Raw genomic sequence first — 24,154 nt, 5'->3', positions numbered from 1 at the left:
ATGACAACATCAAACGATGAAAAATGGATCAATAAGAAAATTTCTAGACGTGATATGCTGAAGCTGACAGGCATTGGGGTTGCAGGTGTTGCCATCGGTGCTTCTGGCTTAGGCGGTGTCATGAAAGCAATGGGCTATAATGTCTTTGAAACGGTAGAAGATAGTACGACAGCTAGCAATAAGGTCAATTTTTATGGCAAGCATCAGTCAGGTATTGTGACACCTGTGCAAAAGAATATTTATTTTGCTTCTTTGGATGTTTTAGTGACAACGAAGAAAGAGCTACAAGAGTTGTTCCAGCAGTGGACACCTCTTGTTGTTCGTTTAATGAACGGTGAATTAATGGTGGATGTATCGACGAATACAAGAGTGCCAACTGGTGATACAGGAGAGGCAGAGGGCTTAGATGCGGCTAATTTATCTATTACGATTGGTGTTGGTCCATCGCTCTTCGATAAGCTTGGCATGCAGCATTTAAAACCGGCAGAACTTAAAGATTTACCACATTTCCCGAAAGATCAGCTACAGAAGGAATATACAGGCGGTGATTTGTGTATTCAAGCATGTGCAGATGATCCGCAGGTGGCTTTCCATGCTGTACGAAATTTAGTGCGAGCTGCATCTGGTAAAGTAGAAATTAAATGGTCTCAGGCTGGCTTTAACTCGTTTCCTGCTGGTGGAGGAACACCGCGAAATCTCTTTGCCTTCAAGGACGGCACCGTGAATCCAGCGATTACGGATGAGAAAGATTTAAATAAGGTTGTATGGGTGGATAAAGGCTGGCTGAAAGGCGGCTCTTATTTAATTGCGCGTAAAGTTCAAATGCATCTTGAAACATGGGATCGCACATCATTGAAAGATCAAGAAGCAACCTTTGGACGTTACCGTGACAGTGGGGCACCCTTTGGCAAAACAAAGGAATTTGATGATTTTGATGTAGAGGCTAAGGATGAGAAAGGGAACTATATTATGCCTGATACATCACATGTCCATTTGGCACGGAAATCAGGTGCGCGTATTTTACGTCGTTCCTATTCATATGCATCAGGTGTTATGTCAAATACAGGAACCCATGATGCAGGGCTTATCTTTATCTCCTTTCAAAAGGACCCAGCCCAATTTACAACAATCCAAAATAGCTTAGGGCGAATGGATAAAATGAATGAGTACATTACCCATCGAGGCAGTGCCGTGTTTGCTTGCTTCCCTGGTGTACAAAAGGGGAGTTATTTAGGTGAAGCACTTTTTAATGCGCTGTAGTATGGTCATCGCCTTCATCCTGACTTTAGCTTTGCCTGTGCAAGCTGCGCAATCTTATAGTCATTTATATATTGCGATCAGTGATGCACTGATGAATACAAAGCAGGATAAAGAGACGGAGGCCAAGCAAGCTCTTGAACAATTTGCTACGGACTGGGCTAACGTTTCTTCAGAACAAACAGAGGCAAAAGCCAAAGTCGATAAAATTCTTCAACAGGCCACGAATGCCACTTCCAAGGAACAACGTTTACAGGCGCTGTCGGCTCTATCGAATGCGTTACGTGACTTAGAAAAGCTTGAAAATCCTGTTGATGAAGCTGCACAGCGAACAGAGTTTGGACAAAAATTTAAGCCAATTATGGCAGACTTTGAACAGGCTTTGGCAAGCGGAGATCGTCAGGCCATTGAAGAAGCTTATAAAGATTTTAATAGTAAATGGAATAAAAATGAGCGACCTGTGCGGGAGCAAAGTATTGCGATGTATGGACAAATCGAAACACAAATGGCATTTCTTCGTATTTCTATTTCCGCTGAGGAACCAGATATAGCGCTAATGAAAACTCAATTTGCCGATTTACAAAAAACGATTGAGGATTTTGTGGCAGGAAAGGAAACAGCTGAAGTAGTAGAAGGTGACTATTCGTTAGCTACATTGATTGCCTATATTGACGAGGCTCAAGATTTCATTGATGCTGGTGATTATCAGTCGGCTTCAAATAAAGTGCGTGAGTTTATTACGATATGGCCAAGTGTAGAAATTGAAATCTCCACACGAAATGGCAGTCTTTATACGAAAATTGAAAGTGATATGCCTATTATTGCGAGTGATTTATTAAAATCTACTGTAAATCAAGAAGCACTGACAAAGCAATTAGATACATTCCGTACTGAAATCGAGCTCATCCAAGGTGATTCCGATTATACAATATGGGACGCCGCATTAATTTTGCTACGTGAAGGACTAGAGGCATTACTTATTATTTTAGCCTTAGTATCATTTCTTGAAAAATCAGGTCAGAAGAAGATGCGAAAATGGATTTATGTTGGTGCATTTGTCGGTGTGTTTTTATCAGCCGTCGCAGCTATTCTTATGTCGACCATTTTAAATTCAGCTACGATTGATACGAATCGAGAATTAATGGAAGGCTATGTCGGCTTATTAGCGGCTGCCATGATGATTGGTGTCGGCATTTGGCTGCATAGTAAATCCAATGTGGTCAGTTGGAATCGCTATATTTCGAAGCAAATGGGTCAGGCTATTTCCAGTGGCTCTATTGTGGCAATGGCTGCAATCAGCTTCTTGTCAGTCTTTCGTGAAGGGGCGGAAACACTTGTCTTTTATGCGGGTATTGCCCCGAAAATGGAGACCTCACAATTTATCCTCGGGATTGTCGTAGCACTGCTGATTCTTGCAGTACTTGCCATTGTCTTGTTTAAAGCAAGTGGCAAAATTCCAGTTCATAAATTCTTTGCGGTAGCGACCATTTTAATTTACGTATTAGCCTTTAAAATTATTGGTGTTAGCCTGCATACATTGCAGCTCACTGATCATTTGTCTTCAACAATTGTCGATCGCTTACCGGTTATGAGCTTGATTGGCTTCTATCCAACTGTGGAAACAATGATTGGTCAAGCTATTTTACTAGTGTTAGTGGCAGCTACTGTCATCTATAAAAAGAAACAAGCTTAAAGAGAAAGGTAGATGACTGAAAACGTCATCTACCTTTTTTATTGCCAATGGGCAGGTCGCTTTATATAGGAAGGTAATTTCGTGTAGCGATCACCCTGTGCTGCATTGATTTGCATTTGGGTTAAAAACATACTTGTCGACAGGTCTGCACCGCGCAAATTGGCATCCCGCAAATCAGCTCCGATGAAATCTACCTCTCGTAAATTAGCATCTTGTAAATTGGCCGCAATTAAATAGCCACCTCGAAGGTCCGTTCCACGTAAATCTTTGCCCTTTAAATTTTTGCCCATCCAATCAGCCCCACGCTGATTCAATTGTTTAGAAGCTTTCCCCTTTAGGCTATGTAGACGAATTTGTTCGCTTGTTTTGAGCAATAGTGCATTGACAGGCACACGTATAGCTACCATATCCAGTGCTAATAAGGCATCTGCATCTAATTCTGTTGTTTGTTGGAGCAATTCCAATTGAGCTAGAAGCTGCTCGTAAAGGTCGTTATTCACTGGATAGGATAATGCCTCTGCCACATACGCAATCATTTCGTAAAGCTGTTCCATCATTGGAAATACTCGAAACATCTTGTCAGCATGCTCACGGGATTGTCGCCAATCTTGCCCCTGAAACGTGACTTGTGAAACCTGCTGTCCTGCACCTAAGCAATCAAAAACCGTACAGCCTTTGAAGCCTGTTTCTCTTAGTTCACTATGAATGTGACAGCTATAATTATCCTGCAAATTGGGGCATGGTGAGCCTGCTGGTTTATTGATCGCAAATTCACTTGAAGCAACAATATTTAAAGCCGTACAGCATAAGCCAAAACAGCTTTGACAATCAGCCTGTAAGCTCTCGCGGATGTTTATGCCCACTGATGAATCTCTATTTGTCAGATTTGACATGGTTAAATTCCTCTCTTACCTTCTAAACTTAGTTTTTATTTTATCACTTACACACTTGAAGTTGAACAAGAGAGAAAATGGTTTTTGAAAGATTATAGGGGATATGGTATTCTTCTTCAAAAGATGTTGTAGAGAAAAGTGGTGGTTGAACATGGGGGTAACGGTCAATGAATTATTACATTTGCCATCCTTTCGAGGGGCAGAGGTTTTAACGGGTCGAGATAATCTTCATCGTACTGTATCTTCTTTATCCGTGTTAGAAGTATCGAATGTTGATTTTTATTCCAGAATTATTAACCGTGTACAAGAGGAATGGTATGCAGAGGAGCTTGTTATTAGCTCATTTTATTCCATTCGAGATAGTGTGGAACAGCAATGTGAAACGATTCAGCATTTACATGATTTAGGCGAGCTAGGTCTTATTTTATATTATGTAGGGATTGTGTTGCCTGATATTCCAGAGGAGGTTCTGACACTAGCAGAATCACAGGGCTTTATTATCATCTGTATGCCAAGAAATGATTATTCCCTGCGCTATAATGAAGTTATTTATGAGGTTATGGAAGCCATTATTAGTCATCAAGGAGTCAATGATCATTTTGTCAAAGAGACGTTAGAAAAGGTATCCTTACTGCCAGAGCATTTAAGAAGTGTAGAAATTACGTTAAAAATGCTTTCGGATCGTTTGAAAGCCAATATTCTGCTAACGAATAGTCATTTTGATATTGTGAACCAAGTGATGTGGCCACGAAATTCAACATTAGATGTGGCGAAGGTCATTGCGGAATGTAGCCAATCGAATTTCCATCGAGAAGCAGGAACATTCGAGTTCCAACGAAGTACTGTCTCCTGTGTTGTTGAATATAAAAAAGTACACCAAAAAAATGGCGAGCCTCTTTATCTATTTCTGATAAAAGAAAATACAAAACTGCCAACTAAAACGATTGATAAAGTAAGTGAAGTGGTGCAAGTTGCGATTAATTTATGGGGGGATAAGCATGATGAGGTAAGTGAATATGCCTTAGTCAAAGCTATTATCAATGATGAAAGTGAGAAAATGAGAAGATTAGCAAATCTCCTTCATATTGATGTTTCTGCCATTCAGATGATGTGGTTAGTGTACATGCATGATCTTGCCGATGAAAAAAGAATTCGAGATGAATTAGATGAGCAACTGTCAACATATTACCAAACAAGAGTAATACAGTGCATGGATCAATGTGTTATTGTGCTGTTAGGGAATTGTCTTTATAAGCACCATGAGTTTGACATTGCAGTCGAATATTGTGAAACCACCAATTTTGATGATCAAATTGCGGAAATCGTTTATGCACCTAAAATGAAAAATACAAAGTCTGTGCGCCAAATGTATCAATTGGTTAATCAGGTAGGGGCTAAGGCGCATACCATTTATCCCATGCGAACGTTGTTTACAGCAGCAGAGGTACGTTCGATGAAAAGGGCTATAGATGTTAGTAGGCAGGGAGAAGAAATCATTGAAGAACATCTGTCTGTCATAGAACCCATTTTGCGGGAGCGTGATTCCTTGCAAACATTGATTACCTTTTTATTGGATGCGAATGCTAGTGTGGAGCGCTGTGCGGAGCTCCTTTATATTCATAAAAATACAGTGAAATATCGTATTAAAAAAATTAGTGAGCAGATTGGCACAGATGTGACAGTGTACTCAGAATTTTACGATGTGTATATGGCTTGTATGCTGTATCGCTTGATTAATGATTAGAATAATCTGAAATTTTGTCAATTTGAACAAAATTTCAGATTATTTTTTTCATTTACGCAAAAGACGTGACGCCTTCCTTTCTTTTATAATAAAAAACATTAATCCACCACCTAAGTAGAAGGAGGGAGTCACATGCAAAATAATAATAAAAGTCAGTCTTGGTATAGCTTGGGTATTATTTGGGCTGGCGCCATGATTTGTATTCCCAGTTTATTAGTAGGTAACGCACTCATTACCAATATGAGTTTATCAAAGGCACTTGCGGTTGCTTTTGTAGGCTACGCAATTGTCGTGTTCATTATGGTTTTACAAGGAATGCAAAGCAGTGATTTAGGAAAACCAACTGTCCATGTTGCTGGGCAAGTGTTTGGTAAAAAAGGCTCTCGAACAATCTTGTCCATCATTTTAGCCATTGCCTGCTTAGGATGGTTTGGTATTCAGGCCAATGTTTGTGGGGTCGCCTTAGCCAATTTGTTAGCCATTTATCATGTGAATATACCGATTCCGCTTGCTTCATTCATAAGTGGAATGGTGATGGTTGTTTCAGCGCTTTATGGAATGAAAGTGTTGCGTATTTTAAGCTATATTGCAGTACCTTTACTCGTAATCATTTGTCTTTACGGTTTAGGTCAAACATTATCAGGCGATCAGCTTCAGCTCATACGTGATTATCAGCCACAAGGCAATATGAGCTTTATGGATGGTTTAGCCGTTACCATTGGATCGTTTGCCTTAGGGGCCGTCATAGCGGGTGATTATTCACAATTTTCCAAAAAACGTTCAGATGTTGTCAAAGCAGCTACATTGGGGATTATTCCAGCAGGTGTGCTGATGATTGCAGTAGGGGCTATTTTAACCATTGCCTACCAAACAAGTGATATTACAGCTGTCTTTCTGCATATCGCTACACCGTTTATTGGTGGGGTTGGTTTAATTTTAGCGACATGGAAAACCAACTTGGTAAATGCGATTTCAGGCGGTATTGCTTTAATAAATGTATTCGATATTGCTAAAAACAAAGAACGATTAGCGATTGGTGTCGCGGGAACAATTGGTACGGTACTGGCCGTGGTAGGAATTTTAAATTATTTTACACCCATCATGTCCATCTTATCAGCTATGATTCCACCTGTTGCAGGTGTGATGATTGCTTCTTATTGGGTCATTCATCGAGGGAAGATAGATAGCTGGCATGAGGTTGAAGGTGTGAATCGATTAGGGGTGTTTTCTTGGCTTGTTGGCGCAGTGATTGCCTGTATGCCAGTAGTCTTCTCCTTATTCCCTGAATTGCCACCATTACCAAACCAACCGATGATCGGCATCCTTATTTCTTTCCTTATTTATTATATTGGCTATCGAGTATCCGTACAAAAAACTGTCATACTGGAGGAACATAGATGAGATATTTAGATCAAGCAGCAATTGAACATATTGCCATTGGGGCAGCATTTCTAGGAACAGGTGGAGGAGGAGATCCTTATATTGGGAAGCTAATGGCCCTTTCTGCCATCGAAAAAAATGGGCCTGTAAAATTGTATTCAGTGGATGAAATTTCAGACGATGACTTTTTCATTCCAGCAGCTATGATGGGTGCACCATCTGTGTTAGTAGAGAAATTTCCACGTGGTGATGAATTTGTAAAAGTTTTCCAAAATCTTGCGCAGTATTTGGGTAAAGAAAAAATTGCTGGAACATACCCGATGGAAGCGGGTGGGGTCAACTCGATGATTCCGATTGTAGTTGCCGCACAGCTAGGGTTACCGTTAATTGATTGTGATGGAATGGGTCGTGCATTTCCTGAGTTACAAATGGTGACATTTAACCTTGATGGGATTTCGGCAACACCTATGGCCATTACAGATGAAAAAGGGAATATTGGTATTTTTGAAACGATTGATAATAAATGGACAGAGCGTATCGCACGGTCGGCAACTGTCGAAATGGGAGCTAGCTCATTAGTAAGCTTGTATCCAACAACGGGTGCGCAAATCAAGCAAAGCGGTGTGCATCATATCGTGACACTTTCAGAAAAAATCGGTGAAATTATTGCCTCGAAAAATCAAGAGGTAAACGATAAACTACAACATCTTTTAGAGCTTGTGAAGGGCTTTGAGCTATTCCAAGGGAAAATTGTAGATGTTATTCGTGAAACAAAGGGTGGCTTTAACCTAGGTAAAATGAATCTTGAAGGCATTGCTCATTATAAAAATGATCAAATGAAAGTTCATTTCCAAAATGAAAATCTATTAGCAGAGAAGAATGATAAAGTGGTAGCGATGACGCCAGATCTTATTTGTCTGGTTGATTATGAAACATTGCTGCCTGTGACAACAGAAAGTCTAAAATACGGCAAACGAGTGCGCGTAATTGGCCTACCAGCTCATGAAAAGTGGCGTACCGCTAAAGGGATTGAAACGGCTGGACCAAAATACTTTGGCTATGATTACGATTACGTGCCAATTGAAGAAATGGTGAAAAAGGAGGTTGCAGAACATGTATAAAATTGGAATTGATGTAGGTGGAACAAACACAGATGCGATCCTTTTAGACCATAATAGTCAGCTAATTTATAGTGTGAAATCACCAACAAGTTTAGATATTAAAACGGGTATTGAAAAGTCCTTGCAACAATTACTACAAGGGGCCAACATTGATAAAACAAAAATTACCCATGCGATGTTAGGGACAACGCAATGTACAAATGCCATTGTGGAACGTAAAAAGCTCGCGAAGGTCGGCGTCATTCGATTAGGCTATCCAGCAACAGCCTCAGTGCTACCTTACACAGCTTGGCCAACAGATATGATTGATAAATTATCAGGTAATTATGCGATTGCTCATGGTGGCTATGAATACGATGGCCAATTACTAAGTGCACTTGATCAGGAAGAAATTCAGAAGCTATTAAAAGAATGGCAGGATGAAGTAGAATCGATTGCGATTGTAGGTGTCTTTTCTTCAATTAAAAATGACCAAGAATTACAGGTTCGTCAATGGATTCAAGAAGCCTATGGAGAGGATTTCCCCATTTCCTGCTCATCCCTAATTGGTTCGGTTGGATTAATTGAACGTGAAAATGCAACGATTCTCAATGCTGCTTTATGTAAGGTCATCGAAACGACAACCCAGGGCTTTATTCAGGCACTTCAAGCGGAAGGTATTTTTAACGTGGATGTTTACTTATGTCAGAATGATGGGACGTTAATGTCGATAGATTACGCGAAGCAATTCCCAATCCTGACGATTGCATGTGGGCCAACAAACAGTATTCGGGGCGCTTCGTATCTATCCCAAATTCAAAATACAATGGTGTTGGACGTGGGTGGAACAACTTCCGATATAGGTGTGTTACAGGATGGATTCCCGCGTGAATCGTCCGTTGCCGTGGAAGTAGGGGACATCCGTACGAACTTTAGAATGCCAGATATTATTTCGGTCGGACTCGGTGGTGGTAGTATTGTTCGGGTGAAGGACGACAAAATTACTGTAGGACCAGATAGTGTAGGCTATAAAATTAGTGAAGAAGCACTCGTATTTGGAGGCTCCACTTTGACAACAACCGATATTGCTGTACGTCTTGGTTTAGCCAATGTAGGCGATCGTAATTTAGTGGCTCATATTGATGAGGCATTTGCTAAAGCTGTTCAAGAAGAAATTTCTTTGTTATTGGAGCAAGCCATTGATAAAATGAAAACCTCATCTGAGGATGTATCACTAGTCTTAGTCGGTGGTGGCAGTATCATTGTACCTGACAGCATTCGCGGTGTTTCCAAAATTGTAAAAAATGAAAATGGTGGTGTTGCGAATGCCATTGGTGCCTCCATCGCACAAATTAGTGGCCAATATGAGCAAATTTATATTTATTCCAAAGAGCCTCGTGAGGAATCACTGAGGGACGCCGAAAATAAAGCAGTAAAACAAGCCGTGTTAGCAGGGGCCCTTGCAGATACGATTGAGCTAGTAGAAGTGGAAGAAACGCCACTAGCCTACCATCCAGAAAATGCAACAAGACTAAAAGTAAAAGTAGTAGGGAAAATGGTATAACGTTAAAAGGAAGAGTCTTAGGTAAATAAGGCTCTTCCTTTCATCGTGTTGAAATAAAATATCCTCTGTTGGAGTGATCCTCTTGCCTTACCTATTGTTATTTTTTATCTCATTAGTAATTGGTCCAACGATTGAATCTCAGCATATGGTTTGATGTCCGTTTCATTTGTGAATTGATGGGGATTGAACCAAATACCCTTGATGTTAGCCCGTTGACAACCTCCAATATCCTTTTCTATATCATCTCCAACGAATAATGTAACTTCAGGCTGAACATGAAGCTGATGTAAGGCGTAGTCAAATATTCGTTTGTCTGGCTTGCTGTAACCCACTTCTTCAGAAATGATGATGTCATCAAAGCAACTATTTAACTGTGTATTTATGATTTTAGCTTTTTGTCTTTGAACTGTGCCATTTGTGATAATACCAACTTTTACATGCATTTTAATTGTTTGAATGATTTTCAACGTTTGTGGGTTGATCGAAAAACAATGAGGAAAATGATCATTCCAAAAATCTTGCATGTCATGGTGGGGCAGTCGAAAGCTTGGTGGAAATTCATCAAAAAACGATTGTAAAACAGTTGTTTTATCAGAAATGCCATAGTCTTTTTTATCGTATGCTTTAAATTTTTCTAACATGTCGTTTTTTACAGAATGCTGAAGATCCTGATAAAATCTATCTAAAATCAAGAAAAATAGATGATCGACGGCCTGATCTCGATTCAGTAAGGTATCATCTAAATCAAATAGCACCGCTTGAAAGCCTCTCAACTGTTTTCACACCCTTAAACTTTACTAGAAATGAAACGTTTGTTTGATGATTTTGGCTACTTCTTGTGCATCCAACTTTGTATTGTTTATTTTAATATAGTTCGAATACTGAATTTCACCATCTAATGAATTCAACCTGTATGAATCCATTGAATTTTTTAAGTCAGCTTCAGACCATTCAATATCTCTTTTAGATGGCTTATGCTTCAGTCGATTATCGCTTTTATTTCGTTCAAGTCGTTCTTCAAGATCAGCCTCAAGCTCCACATAGTAGACAGTACCACCTCGGGATTCGAACAACTGGGAAACTTGATTTACATAATCCCAGTCATCTTGTAGATTAAATGCCCAAACATACGTAAAAATCATGCCATACATATCGCTTTTTGAGGCTTCTTCAAATATCTCCTGACGAAACAAATGGACTAATCTTTTTCCTTCTTTCGTGCTGTAATCAAAAAAATGACCAACTAAATCAATCGTCATATGATTATGAAAAAGCTTCAAATCAGTAATTTTTGCCAATTCCTGCCCAACAGTCATCTTTCCCACTGCTTGGGGTCCAAAGATAAGAATAAGTTTCATCACTACCTCCAGTAAACGGTTTTCATAAGTTATTTTTTTAAGTATGTTTATATTAACATAAATATCCAATCATTGGATTGAGAATAAATAGATAAATGACGTTGAAAGAGTATATGTCTCTAGGGAATCAATAGAAGGTAGCATCCTGCTAAACTTTATGTTGTATATTAAACTCATAGCTAGTGAACGAAAACAGGTCATTAAATAATGAAAGGAGGGGAGGAATGCTAGTACTGTGGAGTGCATCCTTGGTGATCGCGATTTTTGCCTTTGTTTTAGCAGTAGTTAAGCTTTCATGGATGTATATGATGGTTAGTACCATTACGTCCATACCCGCTACAAGTTATTTTATCGGAGCAACTAATGCTTGGAAGTATACTGGTTTAACCCCTCTTATCTTATTCATGTTGACAGTCGTTTTTTGGTTTTTAGAAAAACGGCAAAAATAGGAGAAGTACTTTTTTCGAGGAGCCCCAACAGTTAGACATTTTGGGGTTTATTAAGTCCAATGATTAAAATTCCTTTATTCTATCTCTACATCAAAAATAAAAGATTGTTTTCCTTGCTTCACGTTGCTTTGACCTCATACAGATATTAATCCTCTTTCGTGGCATGGATCATCTTCCATTTCTACAATTTCATTTGAATCGTCCTCATTTCATTTAATAACAGTAATAGAGACAGTGGATTTTGGTTAAGGTCAAATTTTAAAATTTTCTCTTTTTCTACTTCTAACGTTGCAAATTAATCTAATTTTCCTTTTTCTTGTAGTTGGCACTTGCGAAGAAAAATGTCATAGTGTAATATCTAACTAGTACACTATGACATGAGGTGTTGAGGTTGAAGAGTTTTGCAGGACTTTTGAAAAAAGAATGGGTACTTTATCGATCATGGTTTCTAGTGGCAGTTTTTACTGGCATCATGCTCACTTGGATTGTTCCCTATGTATTACATCAATTCGTTGATATTTTTGCCCATGCGCATCAGCTCGCATTTGCTTTTACGCTTATCGTACTATTCGTTGGTGGATTTTATTCTATATGGCAATTTTTAGCGAGTGTGCGGTTGGATATTAAAGCTAGGGAGAGCTGGCTTCATTCCACTAGTTCCATCACGAAGTTAGTCGGGGCAAAGATGGTCTGTTCGCTTATAGGCTATTCATTGTTTAATACGATCTTTGTGAGTATCGCCATCTTTAATATAAAAGAAGAGCTTATTGCAAATATTGGACAAATTTTGTTTGTATTAGTATTAATTGTTATTGTATTGACTTTATTCCAATTAATGCTATTTATTCTTCTCTTATTCTTCTTAGCTTTTTATTTGCAAATGAAGCATGTGATTGGCCGTTTTTCCATCGTGTTGACCATGCTTGCGTTTTATTTAACATCCACTGCCTGGGTTCATATAACGGAAAGCTCATTGTACCAAACGATTTTCCAGCATGGAGCTATTCCTTTACGTAAGATAGAACCTTTTTTACCACAATTAAAAGTTTCGACAATGGAATGGAAGCTCGGTTCATTGTATGCCGTAGAAGAAATAGCCTTTACCTTGTTGATGGTAGTGCTCTTTATAGTGGCATCCAGATGGCTTGAAAAGGTGGTTTTACGATGACGATAGATTTTTCGCGTGATAAACCTATTTATAGCCAGCTTGTCGATCGAATTTGTGGAGATATTTTAAAAGGGAAGCTAGAGCTTGGGGATCGGCTTCCTTCTGTTCGAGAATACGCGGTTGAAGCAGGGGTCAATGTCAATACGGTGCAACGTGTTTATAAGGAGTTAGAGGCAATGAATATTACGGAAACCAAACGAGGACAGGGTACATTTATTACCACGAATGAGAAACGTATTGAGTTGTTACGGGAAGATATGAAGAATCAGTTAGCTGAACATTTTTTACTGTCGATAGAAGCATTAGGATTTTCTAAGGAAGAAATGCTCATTGTTTTGAAAAATAAAGGGTGAGGTGAAGGGTATGCTACAGCTATCTAATGTGTCTTTTCAATATAAGAATAAGCCAATTTTACAGGATATAACCTTTTCCTTCCCTATTGGACAAATCATCGGACTTGTGGGGGAAAATGGTAGTGGGAAATCCACATTAATGAAAGTATTAGCTGGTTTACTACGACCTTCTGCAGGTGAAGTGACACTCAATGCAGAGCCCGTCACGCGTAGAAGTGCGGACCGAATTGCTTATTTACCAGATACGGATTTGTTTTTTGAGTACTTTACAGGTGAACAACTATTTCAGCATTATGCCTCACAGTTCGAGGATTTTTCCTATGACAAAGCCTGTATAGTAGCGGAATTTTTACAGGTTGATAAACAGGCTAAGCTACGCCAATTATCAAAGGGCAATCGTGGTCGGATGAAAATGGCTGCAACGCTTGGGCGAGAGGTTCCTTATTATGTAATGGATGAACCCTTTGCAGGGCTAGACCCTATCGTTCGAGAGCAACTGATTAAAGGCTTACTGCAATTTACTGATATCGAGAATCAAACCATCTTGTTGTCAACACATGAATTATATGAGGTAGAGCCGATTTTAGATCAAATTATATTGTTGCAAGCAGGGTCTATCACGGCTTATGAAGATGTCGAAATATTACGTGATGTGACCAATAAGGATGCGGTCGAGTGGATGAAAGGCTTTTATCGACCTTTCAACAAATGAAGCTACTGCTAAAGATGAAAATTGACACTTTTTATGCTCAGGTGAAATGGATTAGAAAGGGTGAAAAAATATGACAGAACCAATTGTACAATTGCAAAATTTATCGAAGACCATTCGTGGGAAGCAATTAATACAGCAGTTAAATATTGATTTATGTCCAGGACAAATTACAGGGTTTTTAGGACCAAATGGTGCGGGGAAAACAACAACCATTCGAATGATGACGGGCCTTATGAAGCCAACAGAGGGCAAGGTATTGATTGATGGGCTTTCCTTACAGGAGCATTATGAGGAAGCGATTAGTAAGGTTGGCGTTATTGTCGAAAACCCCGAAATGTATAAATTTATGTCAGGCTATAAAAATTTACTACATTTTGCACGTATGCATAAAAATGTAACGAAGGAACGAATTCAAGAGGTCGTTCAACAAGTCGGGCTCGAACATCGTATACATGAAAAGGTATCCACGTATTCTCTTGGTATGCGTCAACGACTAGGTTTAGCACAGGCACTATTGCATCGACCAAAGTTTTTAATCTTAGATGAACCAACGAATGGCTTAGATCCTGCTGGAATTCGAGAGTTTCGCATGTATCTTCGCAAGATTGCCTCAGAAGAGGGCGTTTCTGTATTTGTATCTAGTCACTTATTATCTGAAATTGAGCTAATGTGTGACCGCGTAGCAGTCATTCAAAATGGTAAGCTCATTGATCTACGTGATATCCATAATGAAAGCTCATCCTTTTATTATGTGGAGGCACAGCCAAAAGAGCAGGTATCTGCTTATCTTAAAGAGCATGATTACCAATTCGCAGCTGAAAATGGTGGCTATGTAGTGGAAATGACGAAGGAAAATGTTCCAGCCTTAATTACACAACTAGTGCAAGAAGGTATTCAACTATTTGCAATACAGCCACATCAAAAAACATTAGAGGATCAATTCTTAGAAATGACTGGAGGCGGACAAATTGCTGAAGCTAATTCAAAATGAGTGGATGAAATTATGGCATAAAAAAGGAACATGGGCAATGGTTGCGATGCTAATTCTTGTCATTCTCGTTCCAGCAGGGATCACTAAATATTATGAAGTAAAATCGACAGATGAAGGCTCATGGCAGAATATGGAGCAGCAGGCCATTCAATCAAATAAAGAGATGCTTGCCAATGAGGAATTAACGGCGGAAGATAAGGTATATTTTGAGGAGCAGATTGCTCTTTCAGAATATCGCTTAGCCCATGATGCACCGAGCCAAACGGATAGTAGCCTTGCCAGCTTTATGTCCTTTACAAGCAATATGATTATACTTGTCACTTTATTTACAGTCATTACAGCCGCAAGTATTGTATCGAGCGAATTTTCAACAGGTACCATTAAAATGCTGTTAACACGACCGATGTCTCGTGCAAAGGTGCTAACGTCTAAATTACTGACGACCTTCCTATTTGGTTTTTTATTATTTGTAGTCAACGTAGTGGTAAGTGCCATTGTTGGCTTCGTATTGTTCGGCATAGGAACAGGTGTCGAATTAGAAATCGTCAATGGGCAAGTAGCCGAGAAGGCCGTATGGAGTGATTTAGCGTATCATTATCTACTGTCTGGTGGAGATTTTGTGATGTCTACATTGTTTGCCTTTTTAGTAGGCTCTGTGTTCCGTTCAAGTTCATTAGCGATTGGTTTAACGATGTTCCTTTCCTTCACAGGTGGCATGATTGTGATGTTCTTAAGCCGCTACGACATTGTCAAATACATTTGGCTAACACATTCAGACTTAACACAGTATGAAAATGGTGGTGGCTCGATGATTGCTGATGTGACGATGCCATTCTCTTTAACCGTACTTGCTATTTATGCAGTCATTTTCCTTATTATTAGTTATACATCCTTTATGAAGCGTGATGTCACTGCATAAGTTAAATAAGAACTGTGCCCTAATTCTCATTGGGGTGCGGTTTTTTTTTGCACAACACGAAATATTAAAAAAGTATTTATTTTTTTTCGAATTGCGCCTATAATAATAGCAACTTAGTGAAAACGCTTTTTTTTTACTAAAGTGGTCTAGACAACTATACCAAAGGGGGATAATGAATGTTTGCTTTCTTACAAAAAATCGGTAAGTCACTCATGTTTCCAATCGCTACTTTACCAGCAGCGGCCCTATTATTACGTTTAGGGTCAGGGGATATGCTTGGGGCAGTACCGAATGAAGCGATCCAGTACATTGCTAGTATTATGGCTGCTTCGGGGAATGCTATACTTGGCAATTTACCTATTATTTTTGCTATCGGTATTGCCATGGGATTAGCTCATGATAGCAGTGGGGGCGCAGCTCTCGCAGGGGCGATTGCTCATCTTGTGTTAATAGCCGTTTTAGGAACAGTTAATGAAGATTTAAATATGGGTGTGTTTGGTGGAATTATTGCCGGTATTACGGCAGGCTTATTATATAACAAATATTATAATGTGAAATTTCCAGAATGGTTATCATTCTTTGGCGGACGGCGCTTTGTACCGATTATCACATCGATAACGATGGCGATTTTAGGTAGTATTTTAGCAATCGTTTGGGGACCTATTCAAGGTGGTATTGATGCGGTCGGCAATTGGATGATTGGCGCTGGATCACTTGGTGTTGGGATGTACGGGTTCTTTAACCGACTTTTAATTCCAGTTGGTCTACACCACGTTATCAATACAATTATTTGGTTTGACTTCGGTGAATTTACCAATGCTGCAGGCGAAATAGTGAAAGGGGATATCAACCGCTTCTTAGCAGGGGATACATCAGCTGGACATTTCCAAGCTGGCTTCTTCCCAATCATGATGTTTGGTTTACCAGCAGCCTGTCTTGCGATGTACTTTACAGCGAAAAAGGAAAAACGTCCTATAGTAGGTGGGATGTTCGTTTCTATCGCTTTAACAGCCTTTTTAACAGGTGTGACAGAGCCGATTGAATTTTCATTTATGTTTTTATCACCAGTTCTTTATGGTATTCATGCTGTATTAACAGGTATTTCTCTTGCGGTTGCCTATATCGTTGGTTTCCGTGACGGTTTTGGATTCTCAGCAGGTTTAATTGATTACTTGCTGAACCTTGGTCTGGCAGATAAACCATTACTATTAATTCCTTTAGGCTTAGGCTTTGGTGCCATTTACTTTGTTGTATTCTATTTCTTAATCAAAAAATTAGACTTAAAAACACCTGGACGTGAAGACGATGATGAAGAGGAAGTGGAAGTCGATGCTTCTATTTCCGACGATGTCGATGTACGTGCATACTATACAATTGAAGCCTTAGGTGGAGAAGAAAATATTAAACAAATTGACTACTGTACGACACGCTTACGTATGTCTGTGCAGGATGCCAATATGGTGGATGAAAAAACATTAAAGCAGACTGGTGCACGAGGTGTTATGCGTATCAGTAAAACGAATGTTCAAGTAATCATTGGTACATCTGTTGAGTTTTTAGCTGAGGCCATGAAAGAACGTCTGAAAAGAGGCAACCCAGCACCTAAAAATGCAAAACTGCCAACAGCACAGCCTGTAGTGGAAGAAACAGCACATAATGAAACAACGACATTCCATGATTTTGAGATGCCGATGACAGGTGATTTGCTACCATTATCAGAAGTACCAGATGAGGCATTTTCTGCAGGCTTGATGGGACCTGGCTTTGGGATTCGTCCAACTGACGGGACAGTTTATGCACCATTTGATGGTCAAGTGGTCATGATCTTCCCAACAAAACACGCCATTGGTTTGAAATCAGATACAGGCGTTGAAGTATTAATCCATGTTGGATTAGATACAGTCAAGCTGAATGGTGAAGGCTTTGAACTGTTTGTAACAGATGGTCAAACAATTAAACGAGGAGAGGCACTGTTAAAAGCAGACATCGCTCACATTAAAGATCAAGTACCTTCCGTGATTACACCAGTTGTTTTCACAAGTTTAATGGGGCAAGAGATTACACTTGGAAAATCGGGCTACCAGCGAGCAGGCTCAACAAATATTATTGCAATGAAAAAGTAACAATAAATGGGGCTGTTTGCTAAGGTACACATAAGCAATGTGAAAATTGTGAATGGACGCCTTTTCAACAGCCCTTGTTCAAGAAGGAGATGCTATTCTTGAGTTTATTAATTCGTAACATCACAGTGGTTAACGCAAATGGTCGAGATGAGCAAATGGATGTGTGGATGAAGGATGGCAAAATCGCTCAAATCGCCCAGCACATTGAAGTCAGTGGTGGGGATCGGTTAGATGGTTCAGGGAAATTTTTATTGCCAGGATTTATTGATATGCATATCCATGGCTCTGCTCGAATGGATGCAATGGATGCATCTGATGAAGGACTCCACACTATGGCGCAATCGCTTTTAAAAGAAGGTACGACCAGCTTTTTAGCTACAACGATGACACAAAGCTATGACAATATTGAGCGTGCTATTGCCAATATCGCACAGTTCCAGCCACAGCCCGATGAAGCGGAAGTGTTGGGCATTCATATTGAAGGACCATTTGTTTCGAAACAGCGTGCTGGTGCTCAACCTCTTGATTTTATTGTGCAGCCAGATCTAAATGTATTCACCAAATGGCAGGAACTAAGTGGTAATAAAATTAAGCAAATTACGTTGGCACCCGAAGAGCCTAATGGTATGTCAGCTGTGCAGAGTATTGCTGCTAGTGGTGTGATTGTATCGATTGGTCACTCGGATGCAACCTTTGAGCAAATGCAAGAAGCGGCGCAATTGGGTGCAACACAGGGGACACATCTATACAATCAAATGCGTCCATTCCACCACCGAGACCCAGGTGTTGTTGGCGGTGTTTTATTGCTAGAAGGCATAAAGGCCGAGATGATTGTTGATTTTATTCATATGCACAAGGGTGCAGTGGAAATGGCCTACCGCGTGAAAGGCGCAGATGGCATTATTTTAATTACTGATGCCATGCGTGCGAAGGGTATGCCATTTGGTGAATATGACTTAGGTGGTCAAACCGTTCATGTGACTGAGGCAGGAGCCCATCTAGCAAACGGTTCCTTAGCAGGTAGTATTTTAAAAATGGATCAAGCTGTACGAAACATGCACCTCGTTACAAATTGTACGCTTGAGGAGCTTGTGAAAATGTCGAGCTTTAATGCTGCTCAACAATTGAAATTAAGCACGAAGGGACAGCTTGTGCAAGGCTATGATGCAGATGCAGTCATTATAGATGCGCATTTAAATCTTCAGCAAACAATTAAGGGTGGCCACATTTTATTTGATGTGATGAAAGATAGCGAAGGTAGCTAATGTCTCTTTGACATACAAACATCCAGCATGAAACGATGGAAATGAAAAGGTGATAGATCATGAATACCTATTTTCAACAAGTTAATCGATATTTAACAATGGTCGCTCAACAGGAAAGTGAGCAAGTCATGCATGTAGCCAAGCAAATTGTTAAACGTCTCACACAGGGAGGTATTATCCAGCTGTTTGGCTCTGGGCATTCCATGTTATTAGCGCAGGAATGTTACTACAGAGCAGGTGGCCTAGTGCCTGTCAAACCGATACACATTGAATCGTTAATGCTGCATCAGGGTGCACGGCAATCCTCGCAAAATGAAAAAAAGCAGGCTTTTTTAGCCTCCTATAAGGATCAGCTCCAGTTTGATGACCAAGATGTTTGTATTATCATTTCAACATCCGCTAATAATCCAGCGCCCATTGATATGGCCATCTATGCCAAGGAAGCGGGCGCTTTGACCATATCATTGCAATCGCTGGAATATCAACAGCAGCCATCACGCCATCCTTCAGGCAAGCGTTTAGAGCACATTGTAGATGAAATTTTAAATACACATGTTCCATTAGGAGATGGTGTTTTAACAGTGGATCAGTTGCAGTATGCACCTGTATCAACGATCTTAGGTGCAACTTTATTAAATGCTTTATTTGCTGAAATTATTGAGCTTTTGCATGAACAGGGTGCAAATCTACCCGTGTTTGGTAGCAGCAATATTGGGAAAAACAATAACGATGCGCTCATTGATCAATATGGTCAACGCATTCATTTCTAAGGCAAAAAGGAGGATATTTGGTGATAATAAAAAGGTTTTCCTCAGTTGATGAGTTATACGCTCAGGCAGTAGCGACAATCGTGGAAGCGAAACAAAATGGAGCGACAACGTTCGGGTTAGCTACTGGTGGAACAATGGAACCGTTGTATGCTAAAATCTGTAAAACGGATATTGATTTTTCAGATTGCACGAGCTTTAATTTGGATGAATATGTTGGACTTGAGGCAACGCACGAGCAAAGCTATGCCTATTACATGAACAAGCATTTATTTCACCAAAAACCATTTCAAGCATCCTATTTACCGAATGGTTTAGCAGCCGATCCTTTAGAGGAAGCAGCACGCTATGAAGCATTGTTGCAACAGCATTCCTTAGATTTCCAATTGCTTGGTATTGGTCAAAATGGTCATATCGGCTTCAATGAGCCAGGTACACCCTTTGATTCCTTGACACATTTAGTGACACTGGAGGAATCTACTCGCCAAGCCAATGCACGCTTCTTTTCATCGATTGATGAGGTGCCCACACATGCATACACAATGGGGATTCAGTCCATTATGCGAGCAAAGTGCATTTTGTTAATTGCAGTGGGAGAAACTAAGCGAGACGTTTTACAGCGTGTGCTGGCATTAGATTATACAGAGGATGTACCAGCAAGTGCTTTGTCCAAACATCCAAATGTTATCATTTTAACAGACTTACAAGAAGAGGAGAATAAATTATGAAAACACAACAATTTACAGTAGTCGATCCTTTAGGAATTCATGCACGTCCGGCAAGTCAGCTTGTAGCAAAAGCTACACCGTTTGCTTCTTCAATTGAAGTACGTACAGAAGAAAAAGCAGCTAATTTAAAATCCATTTTAGGTGTTATGGGGTTAGCCCTAAAACAAGGTTCACAATTTACACTTGTTGTAGAGGGGGAAGATGAAGAGCAAGCATTTGCAGCATTAGCGACACTCATGACAGAAATGGGGCTTGCACAATGACACAACTCTCTGGTATTGCCGCTTCAGACGGCATTGCCATTGCGAAAGCATATCGTTTTGTCCAACCAGATTTAACCTTCACGAAAACAACTGTTCAGGATATCGAGGCAGAGCAGCAACGTTTAGCAGCCGCTCTTGCCAAAGCAGAGCAAGAATTAGTGGCGATTCAACAGCAAACAGTAGAAAAATTTAGTGCAGAAGAAGCGGCCATTTTTGAAGCCCATTTATTAGTGCTGAAAGATCCAGAATTAATTGGGCCAATCAAACAAAAAATGGCAGATGAAGCGGTAAACGCAGAATACGCGTTACATGACGTTTCAACGATGTTTGTAACATTATTTGAAAGTATGGATGACGAATACATGAGTGCGCGTGCATCAGATATTAAAGATGTGACAAACCGTATTTTAGCGCATTTACTCGGTGTACATATTCCAAATCCAAGTCATATTAATGAACAGGTTATTATTGTCGCCAATGATTTGACACCTTCAGAGACTGCCCAATTGGACCGAAACTTTGTCCTTGGCTTTATTACAGATATTGGTGGCCGTACTTCTCATTCTGCAATCATGGCACGTTCATTAGAAATTCCGGCAGTAGTAGGGGCAGGGACAGCAACATCAACGATTCAAGATGGTGATCTATTAATTGTGGATGGTTTATCAGGTCAAGTGATTGTCAACCCAACGGCAGATGTTATGGCTGAATACGAAGAAAAGGCACAAAACTATCGTACGCAGCAAGCGGAGTGGTCAACATTAGTGAACGAGCAAACGCTGTCCAAAGACGGTGTACATGTAGAACTGGCAGCCAACATCGGATCGCCGAGTGATTTAGATAGTGTGTTACGCCATGGGGCAGAAGGAATTGGCCTATATCGTACAGAGTTTTTATATATGGGCCGAGAAAACCTGCCATCAGAGGAAGAACAATTTAGCGCTTATAAAACGGTCATTGAAGGAATGAACGGTAGACCAGTTGTTATTCGAACACTGGATATCGGTGGAGATAAACATTTACCGTACTTACCTTTACAAGAAGAAATGAATCCATTCCTAGGTCATCGTGCCATTCGACTTTGTTTAGATCAACAAGAGCTATTCCGTACACAATTGCGTGCATTACTTCGTGCATCTGTATATGGCAGCTTAAAAATCATGTTTCCGATGATTGCAACTATTCGAGAGTTCCGTGATGCCAAAGCGATTTTATTAGAAGAACAAGAAAAGCTTGTATCATCAGGAATTGCGGTCAGCTCGGACATTGAAATTGGGATGATGGTGGAAATTCCAGCGACAGCCGTGATGGCCGATATCTTTGCGAAAGAAGTGGACTTCTTCTCCATCGGCACCAATGATTTAATTCAATATACGATGGCGGCAGATCGCATGAATGAAAAAGTTGCGTATTTATATCAACCATATAATCCAGCCATTTTACGCTTGATTCAAATGGTCATTGAGGCAGCACATAAAGAGCAAAAATGGGTAGGGATGTGTGGTGAAATGGCAGGCGATGAGCTTGCTGTTCCATTGTTACTCGGCTTAGGCTTAGATGAATTCTCAATGAGTGCAACCTCCATTTTAAAAACACGCTCCTTGCTAAAGCAATTATCTGTTTCAGAGATGCAAGCTTTAGCGGCAGAGGCTTTACAGCTAGCGACAGCCGAAGAGGTTATCGAGAAAGTTAAGCAAGCTGTGAAATAAATGATCTTAAAAACCATCTACCGAAATAATTGTGGTAGATGGTTTTTGGCTTTACTTCAACGATTTATTTAAACTGTTGATGATTAAAGATACCTCTAACAAGTCATCGATGATGGCATCGGCTTTAACATGATCCCATTGAGAATCCCTTTTCCAAATGCCTTTCATTCCAACACGCTGTGCACCTTTCACATCATTTTCAGGATGATCTCCAATAAAAATACATTCATTTGGGAGCACATGTAGCTTTTCTAATGCTCTATTAAATATCTCGGGGTTTGGTTTTTTAATCCCTTCCCACTCGGATACTAATATGACATCAACATACTTGTCTATTCCTAACGCTTTCATATTATCCATTTGGAATTGCCCATAGCCATTGGTAATGATGCCCAAGGCGATATGATCGCTTTTCAATTTTTCTAACATATGAAGAAGATGAGGAAAAGGAACACAGTGATTGTTGAAATTATTAATGTAATCTTGAAGAAGTTCTTCCCATGATAGTGTGTCTATATTAAATTCAGCAACAAGTTGCTGATAGACTGTATCCTTCCATACATATCCCCGCTGATCTAATTGGATAAAACGAGACATATAGCGCTCTTTTGGAATATGTTTTACTAATTCGCCTAGGCGGTCATATTGCTTCGCTATGAATTTTTTTACGGAGGCATCTCTATTTAATAACGTTCCATCTAAATCAAATAATGCTGCTTTTATTCCCATGACCTACACTCCTTTTTATATAAAAAAATAGTTGAAGATTTCCTCAACTATTTTTTCTAGGATCTAGATATGTTTGGAGATGATTTGCTGAAGCTTCGCCTGGAGTGCAGGTACGTCATGCATAGTAATGGTTGTTCGAACATAGCTTTCATCCATATCTAATGCCTCCGCAAAGAAGCTACCAATGCCTCTTACTTTACGATCAATTTGCATGTAAATTTCTGCTGAGTGGTTGGATTGCGAAAGGAAGACGATTTCAAGCTCATCTAAATGTCCTCTAAATGGACCTGTTGGCACAAATTCAAACTCCTGCACAAATGGGTAATAGCCTCGGAAGCGGGAAGGGGCTTGTTGGCATTCCGCTTCACGTAAACGAAAACCTAACCCACGAATAGCATCTAGGATGTGGTCTGCCAGCATTGTTGGCTCCACTCGAATATAATCCTTATCACTTGGATCGACAGCGTTCTTTATATCAAGACCTGTTTGAATCCAGACCTGTGTTTTACCTGCAGTAATGGGTGTTTCAAATGGCAGTGTGAGCGAAATTGGAAAGATCTTTTCCTCACCAGCACTTAGTAAGAACGGCTCTGACACTTTCAATTTTTGCAGTGTGGCAACCTCTGTATGTTTATGGTCATTCGACTCTCGAATATAAGTTGTATTAACTGATAGATAGATCGTATCGACTTGCTGCTCAATTTGACCACCACGCACGATAATTTCGCCTTGCATGACCTCACCAGCGCGATAAGTATCCTTTTCTAATCGAGTATCCACTGTTGCTGAACCGATTCCAATACTTGCTAATGCTTTATGAAAAAAAGACATCTTTCATTCCTCCTACTGACATGTTTAGCTATACATACGCACAGATGGAAAAAAGGTTTCAAGACTAGCCAATTTTTCGCTATACTATTTGAAAAGCGAAAGAGGGAAAGGAATGGAAAGTAGCAGTCAAAGACGGAGAACTTTAGGTTTTTTTGTTC

The 24,154-nt window shown here is 39.9% G+C and carries 23 protein-coding genes; 18 read left to right on the top strand and 5 right to left on the bottom strand.

The window, feature by feature from the left end; genetic code table 11:
- Nucleotides 1–1,260 carry an iron uptake transporter deferrochelatase/peroxidase subunit gene (efeB, locus tag ABC382_RS06420; protein ID WP_274796705.1) on the top strand — a complete coding sequence of 420 codons (1,260 nt, stop codon included), beginning with the start codon at nucleotides 1–3 and terminating at the stop codon, nucleotides 1,258–1,260.
- Nucleotides 1,235–2,950 carry an FTR1 family protein gene (locus ABC382_RS06415; protein ID WP_274796706.1) on the top strand — a complete coding sequence of 572 codons (1,716 nt, stop codon included), beginning with the start codon at nucleotides 1,235–1,237 and terminating at the stop codon, nucleotides 2,948–2,950. The genes efeB and ABC382_RS06415 overlap by 26 nt, the downstream gene beginning before the upstream one ends.
- A 38-nt stretch (nucleotides 2,951–2,988) precedes the next feature.
- On the opposite strand, the gene ABC382_RS06410 is transcribed toward ABC382_RS06415, so the two are convergent.
- Nucleotides 2,989–3,843 (bottom strand): pentapeptide repeat-containing protein, encoded by an 855-nt coding sequence (locus tag ABC382_RS06410; RefSeq protein WP_412926668.1) that lies wholly within the window; start codon nucleotides 3,841–3,843, stop codon nucleotides 2,989–2,991.
- 151 nt (nucleotides 3,844–3,994) lie between these two features.
- Between ABC382_RS06410 and ABC382_RS06405 the strand changes: the two genes are divergently transcribed.
- From ABC382_RS06405 to ABC382_RS06390, 4 genes are all read left to right on the top strand, one after another.
- Entirely contained in the window at nucleotides 3,995–5,587 is a 1,593-nt protein-coding gene (locus ABC382_RS06405) for a PucR family transcriptional regulator (RefSeq protein ID WP_312507037.1), read from the top strand.
- A gap of 132 nt (nucleotides 5,588–5,719) precedes the next feature.
- Complete coding sequence (locus tag ABC382_RS06400) at nucleotides 5,720–6,988, top strand: cytosine permease (RefSeq protein WP_341385963.1); 1,269 nt, start codon at nucleotides 5,720–5,722, stop codon at nucleotides 6,986–6,988.
- Nucleotides 6,985–8,088 (top strand): S-methyl thiohydantoin desulfurase family protein, encoded by a 1,104-nt coding sequence (locus tag ABC382_RS06395; RefSeq protein ID WP_412926667.1) that lies wholly within the window; start codon nucleotides 6,985–6,987, stop codon nucleotides 8,086–8,088. Before ABC382_RS06400 ends, ABC382_RS06395 begins: the two co-directional genes overlap by 4 nt.
- On the top strand, nucleotides 8,081–9,631 hold the full coding sequence (locus ABC382_RS06390; protein WP_312507040.1) for a hydantoinase/oxoprolinase N-terminal domain-containing protein: 1,551 nt from the start codon (nucleotides 8,081–8,083) through the stop codon (nucleotides 9,629–9,631). Before ABC382_RS06395 ends, ABC382_RS06390 begins: the two co-directional genes overlap by 8 nt.
- A 104-nt stretch (nucleotides 9,632–9,735) precedes the next feature.
- Here the strand turns inward: ABC382_RS06390 and ABC382_RS06385 are convergent, their stop codons facing one another.
- Entirely contained in the window at nucleotides 9,736–10,386 is a 651-nt protein-coding gene (locus ABC382_RS06385; RefSeq protein WP_274797298.1) for an HAD family hydrolase, read from the bottom strand.
- Between the two features lie 42 nt (nucleotides 10,387–10,428).
- Nucleotides 10,429–10,989 carry an AAA family ATPase gene (locus ABC382_RS06380; RefSeq protein WP_274797299.1) on the bottom strand — a complete coding sequence of 187 codons (561 nt, stop codon included), beginning with the start codon at nucleotides 10,987–10,989 and terminating at the stop codon, nucleotides 10,429–10,431.
- Nucleotides 10,990–11,213: 224 nt separating this feature from the next.
- Here ABC382_RS06380 and ABC382_RS06375 point away from each other — a divergent pair, with 224 nt between their 5' ends.
- The 12 genes from ABC382_RS06375 to ptsP all read left to right on the top strand — a co-directional run bounded on the left by ABC382_RS06375 (nucleotide 11,214) and on the right by ptsP (nucleotide 22,436).
- Complete coding sequence (locus ABC382_RS06375) at nucleotides 11,214–11,438, top strand: hypothetical protein (RefSeq protein WP_312507041.1); 225 nt, start codon at nucleotides 11,214–11,216, stop codon at nucleotides 11,436–11,438.
- 391 nt (nucleotides 11,439–11,829) lie between these two features.
- A complete protein-coding gene (locus tag ABC382_RS06370; RefSeq protein ID WP_322611769.1) occupies nucleotides 11,830–12,606 on the top strand; it encodes a hypothetical protein in 777 nt (258 codons plus the stop codon).
- Nucleotides 12,603–12,959: a GntR family transcriptional regulator gene (locus tag ABC382_RS06365; protein WP_274796714.1), complete on the top strand. Its 357-nt coding sequence runs from the start codon at nucleotides 12,603–12,605 to the stop codon at nucleotides 12,957–12,959. The genes ABC382_RS06370 and ABC382_RS06365 overlap by 4 nt, the downstream gene beginning before the upstream one ends.
- 10 nt (nucleotides 12,960–12,969) lie before the next feature.
- Nucleotides 12,970–13,671: an ABC transporter ATP-binding protein gene (locus ABC382_RS06360; RefSeq protein WP_322611768.1), complete on the top strand. Its 702-nt coding sequence runs from the start codon at nucleotides 12,970–12,972 to the stop codon at nucleotides 13,669–13,671.
- 70 nt (nucleotides 13,672–13,741) lie between these two features.
- A complete protein-coding gene (locus tag ABC382_RS06355; RefSeq protein WP_322611767.1) occupies nucleotides 13,742–14,662 on the top strand; it encodes an ABC transporter ATP-binding protein in 921 nt (306 codons plus the stop codon).
- The gene (locus ABC382_RS06350; RefSeq protein ID WP_322611766.1) at nucleotides 14,640–15,581 is read left to right on the top strand and encodes an ABC transporter permease; all 942 of its coding nucleotides are present in this window, start codon (nucleotides 14,640–14,642) and stop codon (nucleotides 15,579–15,581) included. Before ABC382_RS06355 ends, ABC382_RS06350 begins: the two co-directional genes overlap by 23 nt.
- Before the next feature lie 176 nt (nucleotides 15,582–15,757).
- On the top strand, nucleotides 15,758–17,704 hold the full coding sequence (gene nagE, locus ABC382_RS06345; protein WP_322611765.1) for an N-acetylglucosamine-specific PTS transporter subunit IIBC: 1,947 nt from the start codon (nucleotides 15,758–15,760) through the stop codon (nucleotides 17,702–17,704).
- A gap of 98 nt (nucleotides 17,705–17,802) precedes the next feature.
- Entirely contained in the window at nucleotides 17,803–18,969 is a 1,167-nt protein-coding gene (gene nagA / locus ABC382_RS06340) for an N-acetylglucosamine-6-phosphate deacetylase (protein ID WP_412926666.1), read from the top strand.
- Nucleotides 18,970–19,028: 59 nt separating this feature from the next.
- A complete protein-coding gene (locus tag ABC382_RS06335; protein ID WP_274796720.1) occupies nucleotides 19,029–19,739 on the top strand; it encodes an SIS domain-containing protein in 711 nt (236 codons plus the stop codon).
- A 20-nt stretch (nucleotides 19,740–19,759) separates the two neighbouring features.
- Nucleotides 19,760–20,464, top strand: coding sequence for a glucosamine-6-phosphate deaminase (locus ABC382_RS06330; RefSeq protein WP_274796722.1), 705 nt, complete (start codon nucleotides 19,760–19,762; stop codon nucleotides 20,462–20,464).
- Nucleotides 20,461–20,727, top strand: coding sequence for an HPr family phosphocarrier protein (locus ABC382_RS06325; RefSeq protein ID WP_274796723.1), 267 nt, complete (start codon nucleotides 20,461–20,463; stop codon nucleotides 20,725–20,727). Before ABC382_RS06330 ends, ABC382_RS06325 begins: the two co-directional genes overlap by 4 nt.
- Nucleotides 20,724–22,436, top strand: a complete 1,713-nt coding sequence (gene ptsP / locus ABC382_RS06320; protein WP_322611763.1) for a phosphoenolpyruvate--protein phosphotransferase — start codon at nucleotides 20,724–20,726, stop codon at nucleotides 22,434–22,436. Before ABC382_RS06325 ends, ptsP begins: the two co-directional genes overlap by 4 nt.
- A 51-nt stretch (nucleotides 22,437–22,487) precedes the next feature.
- Here ptsP and ABC382_RS06315 read toward each other — a convergent pair whose 3' ends face one another.
- Together ABC382_RS06315 and ABC382_RS06310 are read right to left on the bottom strand one after the other, a co-directional pair.
- On the bottom strand, nucleotides 22,488–23,165 hold the full coding sequence (locus ABC382_RS06315; protein WP_322611762.1) for an HAD family hydrolase: 678 nt from the start codon (nucleotides 23,163–23,165) through the stop codon (nucleotides 22,488–22,490).
- A gap of 63 nt (nucleotides 23,166–23,228) precedes the next feature.
- Entirely contained in the window at nucleotides 23,229–23,996 is a 768-nt protein-coding gene (locus ABC382_RS06310; RefSeq protein ID WP_322611761.1) for a sporulation protein, read from the bottom strand.
- Nucleotides 23,997–24,154: the final 158 nt, after the last annotated feature.

Source organism: Lysinibacillus phoenicis (assembly GCF_047238325.1).
GTDB classification, from domain to species: Bacteria; Bacillota; Bacilli; order Bacillales_A; family Planococcaceae; genus Lysinibacillus; species Lysinibacillus irui.
This window is presented reverse-complemented; position numbering and strand designations above follow the sequence as displayed.

What these genes read in the sequence shown, in the direction of transcription:
- ABC382_RS06405 (WP_312507037.1), top strand. Translation starts at nt 3,995, where the DNA reads ATGGGGGTAACGGTCAATGAATTATTACATTTGCCATCCTTTCGAGGG.
- efeB (WP_274796705.1), top strand. Translation starts at nt 1, where the DNA reads ATGACAACATCAAACGATGAAAAATGGATCAATAAGAAAATTTCTAGA.
- nagE (WP_322611765.1), top strand. Translation starts at nt 15,758, where the DNA reads ATGTTTGCTTTCTTACAAAAAATCGGTAAGTCACTCATGTTTCCAATC.
- ABC382_RS06325 (WP_274796723.1), top strand. Translation starts at nt 20,461, where the DNA reads ATGAAAACACAACAATTTACAGTAGTCGATCCTTTAGGAATTCATGCA.
- ptsP (WP_322611763.1), top strand. Translation starts at nt 20,724, where the DNA reads ATGACACAACTCTCTGGTATTGCCGCTTCAGACGGCATTGCCATTGCG.
- ABC382_RS06355 (WP_322611767.1), top strand. Translation starts at nt 13,742, where the DNA reads ATGACAGAACCAATTGTACAATTGCAAAATTTATCGAAGACCATTCGT.
- ABC382_RS06410 (WP_412926668.1), bottom strand. Translation starts at nt 3,843, where the DNA reads ATGTCAAATCTGACAAATAGAGATTCATCAGTGGGCATAAACATCCGC.
- ABC382_RS06315 (WP_322611762.1), bottom strand. Translation starts at nt 23,165, where the DNA reads ATGGGAATAAAAGCAGCATTATTTGATTTAGATGGAACGTTATTAAAT.
- ABC382_RS06390 (WP_312507040.1), top strand. Translation starts at nt 8,081, where the DNA reads ATGTATAAAATTGGAATTGATGTAGGTGGAACAAACACAGATGCGATC.
- ABC382_RS06360 (WP_322611768.1), top strand. Translation starts at nt 12,970, where the DNA reads ATGCTACAGCTATCTAATGTGTCTTTTCAATATAAGAATAAGCCAATT.
- ABC382_RS06395 (WP_412926667.1), top strand. Translation starts at nt 6,985, where the DNA reads ATGAGATATTTAGATCAAGCAGCAATTGAACATATTGCCATTGGGGCA.
- ABC382_RS06375 (WP_312507041.1), top strand. Translation starts at nt 11,214, where the DNA reads ATGCTAGTACTGTGGAGTGCATCCTTGGTGATCGCGATTTTTGCCTTT.
- ABC382_RS06365 (WP_274796714.1), top strand. Translation starts at nt 12,603, where the DNA reads ATGACGATAGATTTTTCGCGTGATAAACCTATTTATAGCCAGCTTGTC.
- ABC382_RS06335 (WP_274796720.1), top strand. Translation starts at nt 19,029, where the DNA reads ATGAATACCTATTTTCAACAAGTTAATCGATATTTAACAATGGTCGCT.
- ABC382_RS06380 (WP_274797299.1), bottom strand. Translation starts at nt 10,989, where the DNA reads ATGAAACTTATTCTTATCTTTGGACCCCAAGCAGTGGGAAAGATGACT.
- ABC382_RS06310 (WP_322611761.1), bottom strand. Translation starts at nt 23,996, where the DNA reads ATGTCTTTTTTTCATAAAGCATTAGCAAGTATTGGAATCGGTTCAGCA.
- ABC382_RS06400 (WP_341385963.1), top strand. Translation starts at nt 5,720, where the DNA reads ATGCAAAATAATAATAAAAGTCAGTCTTGGTATAGCTTGGGTATTATT.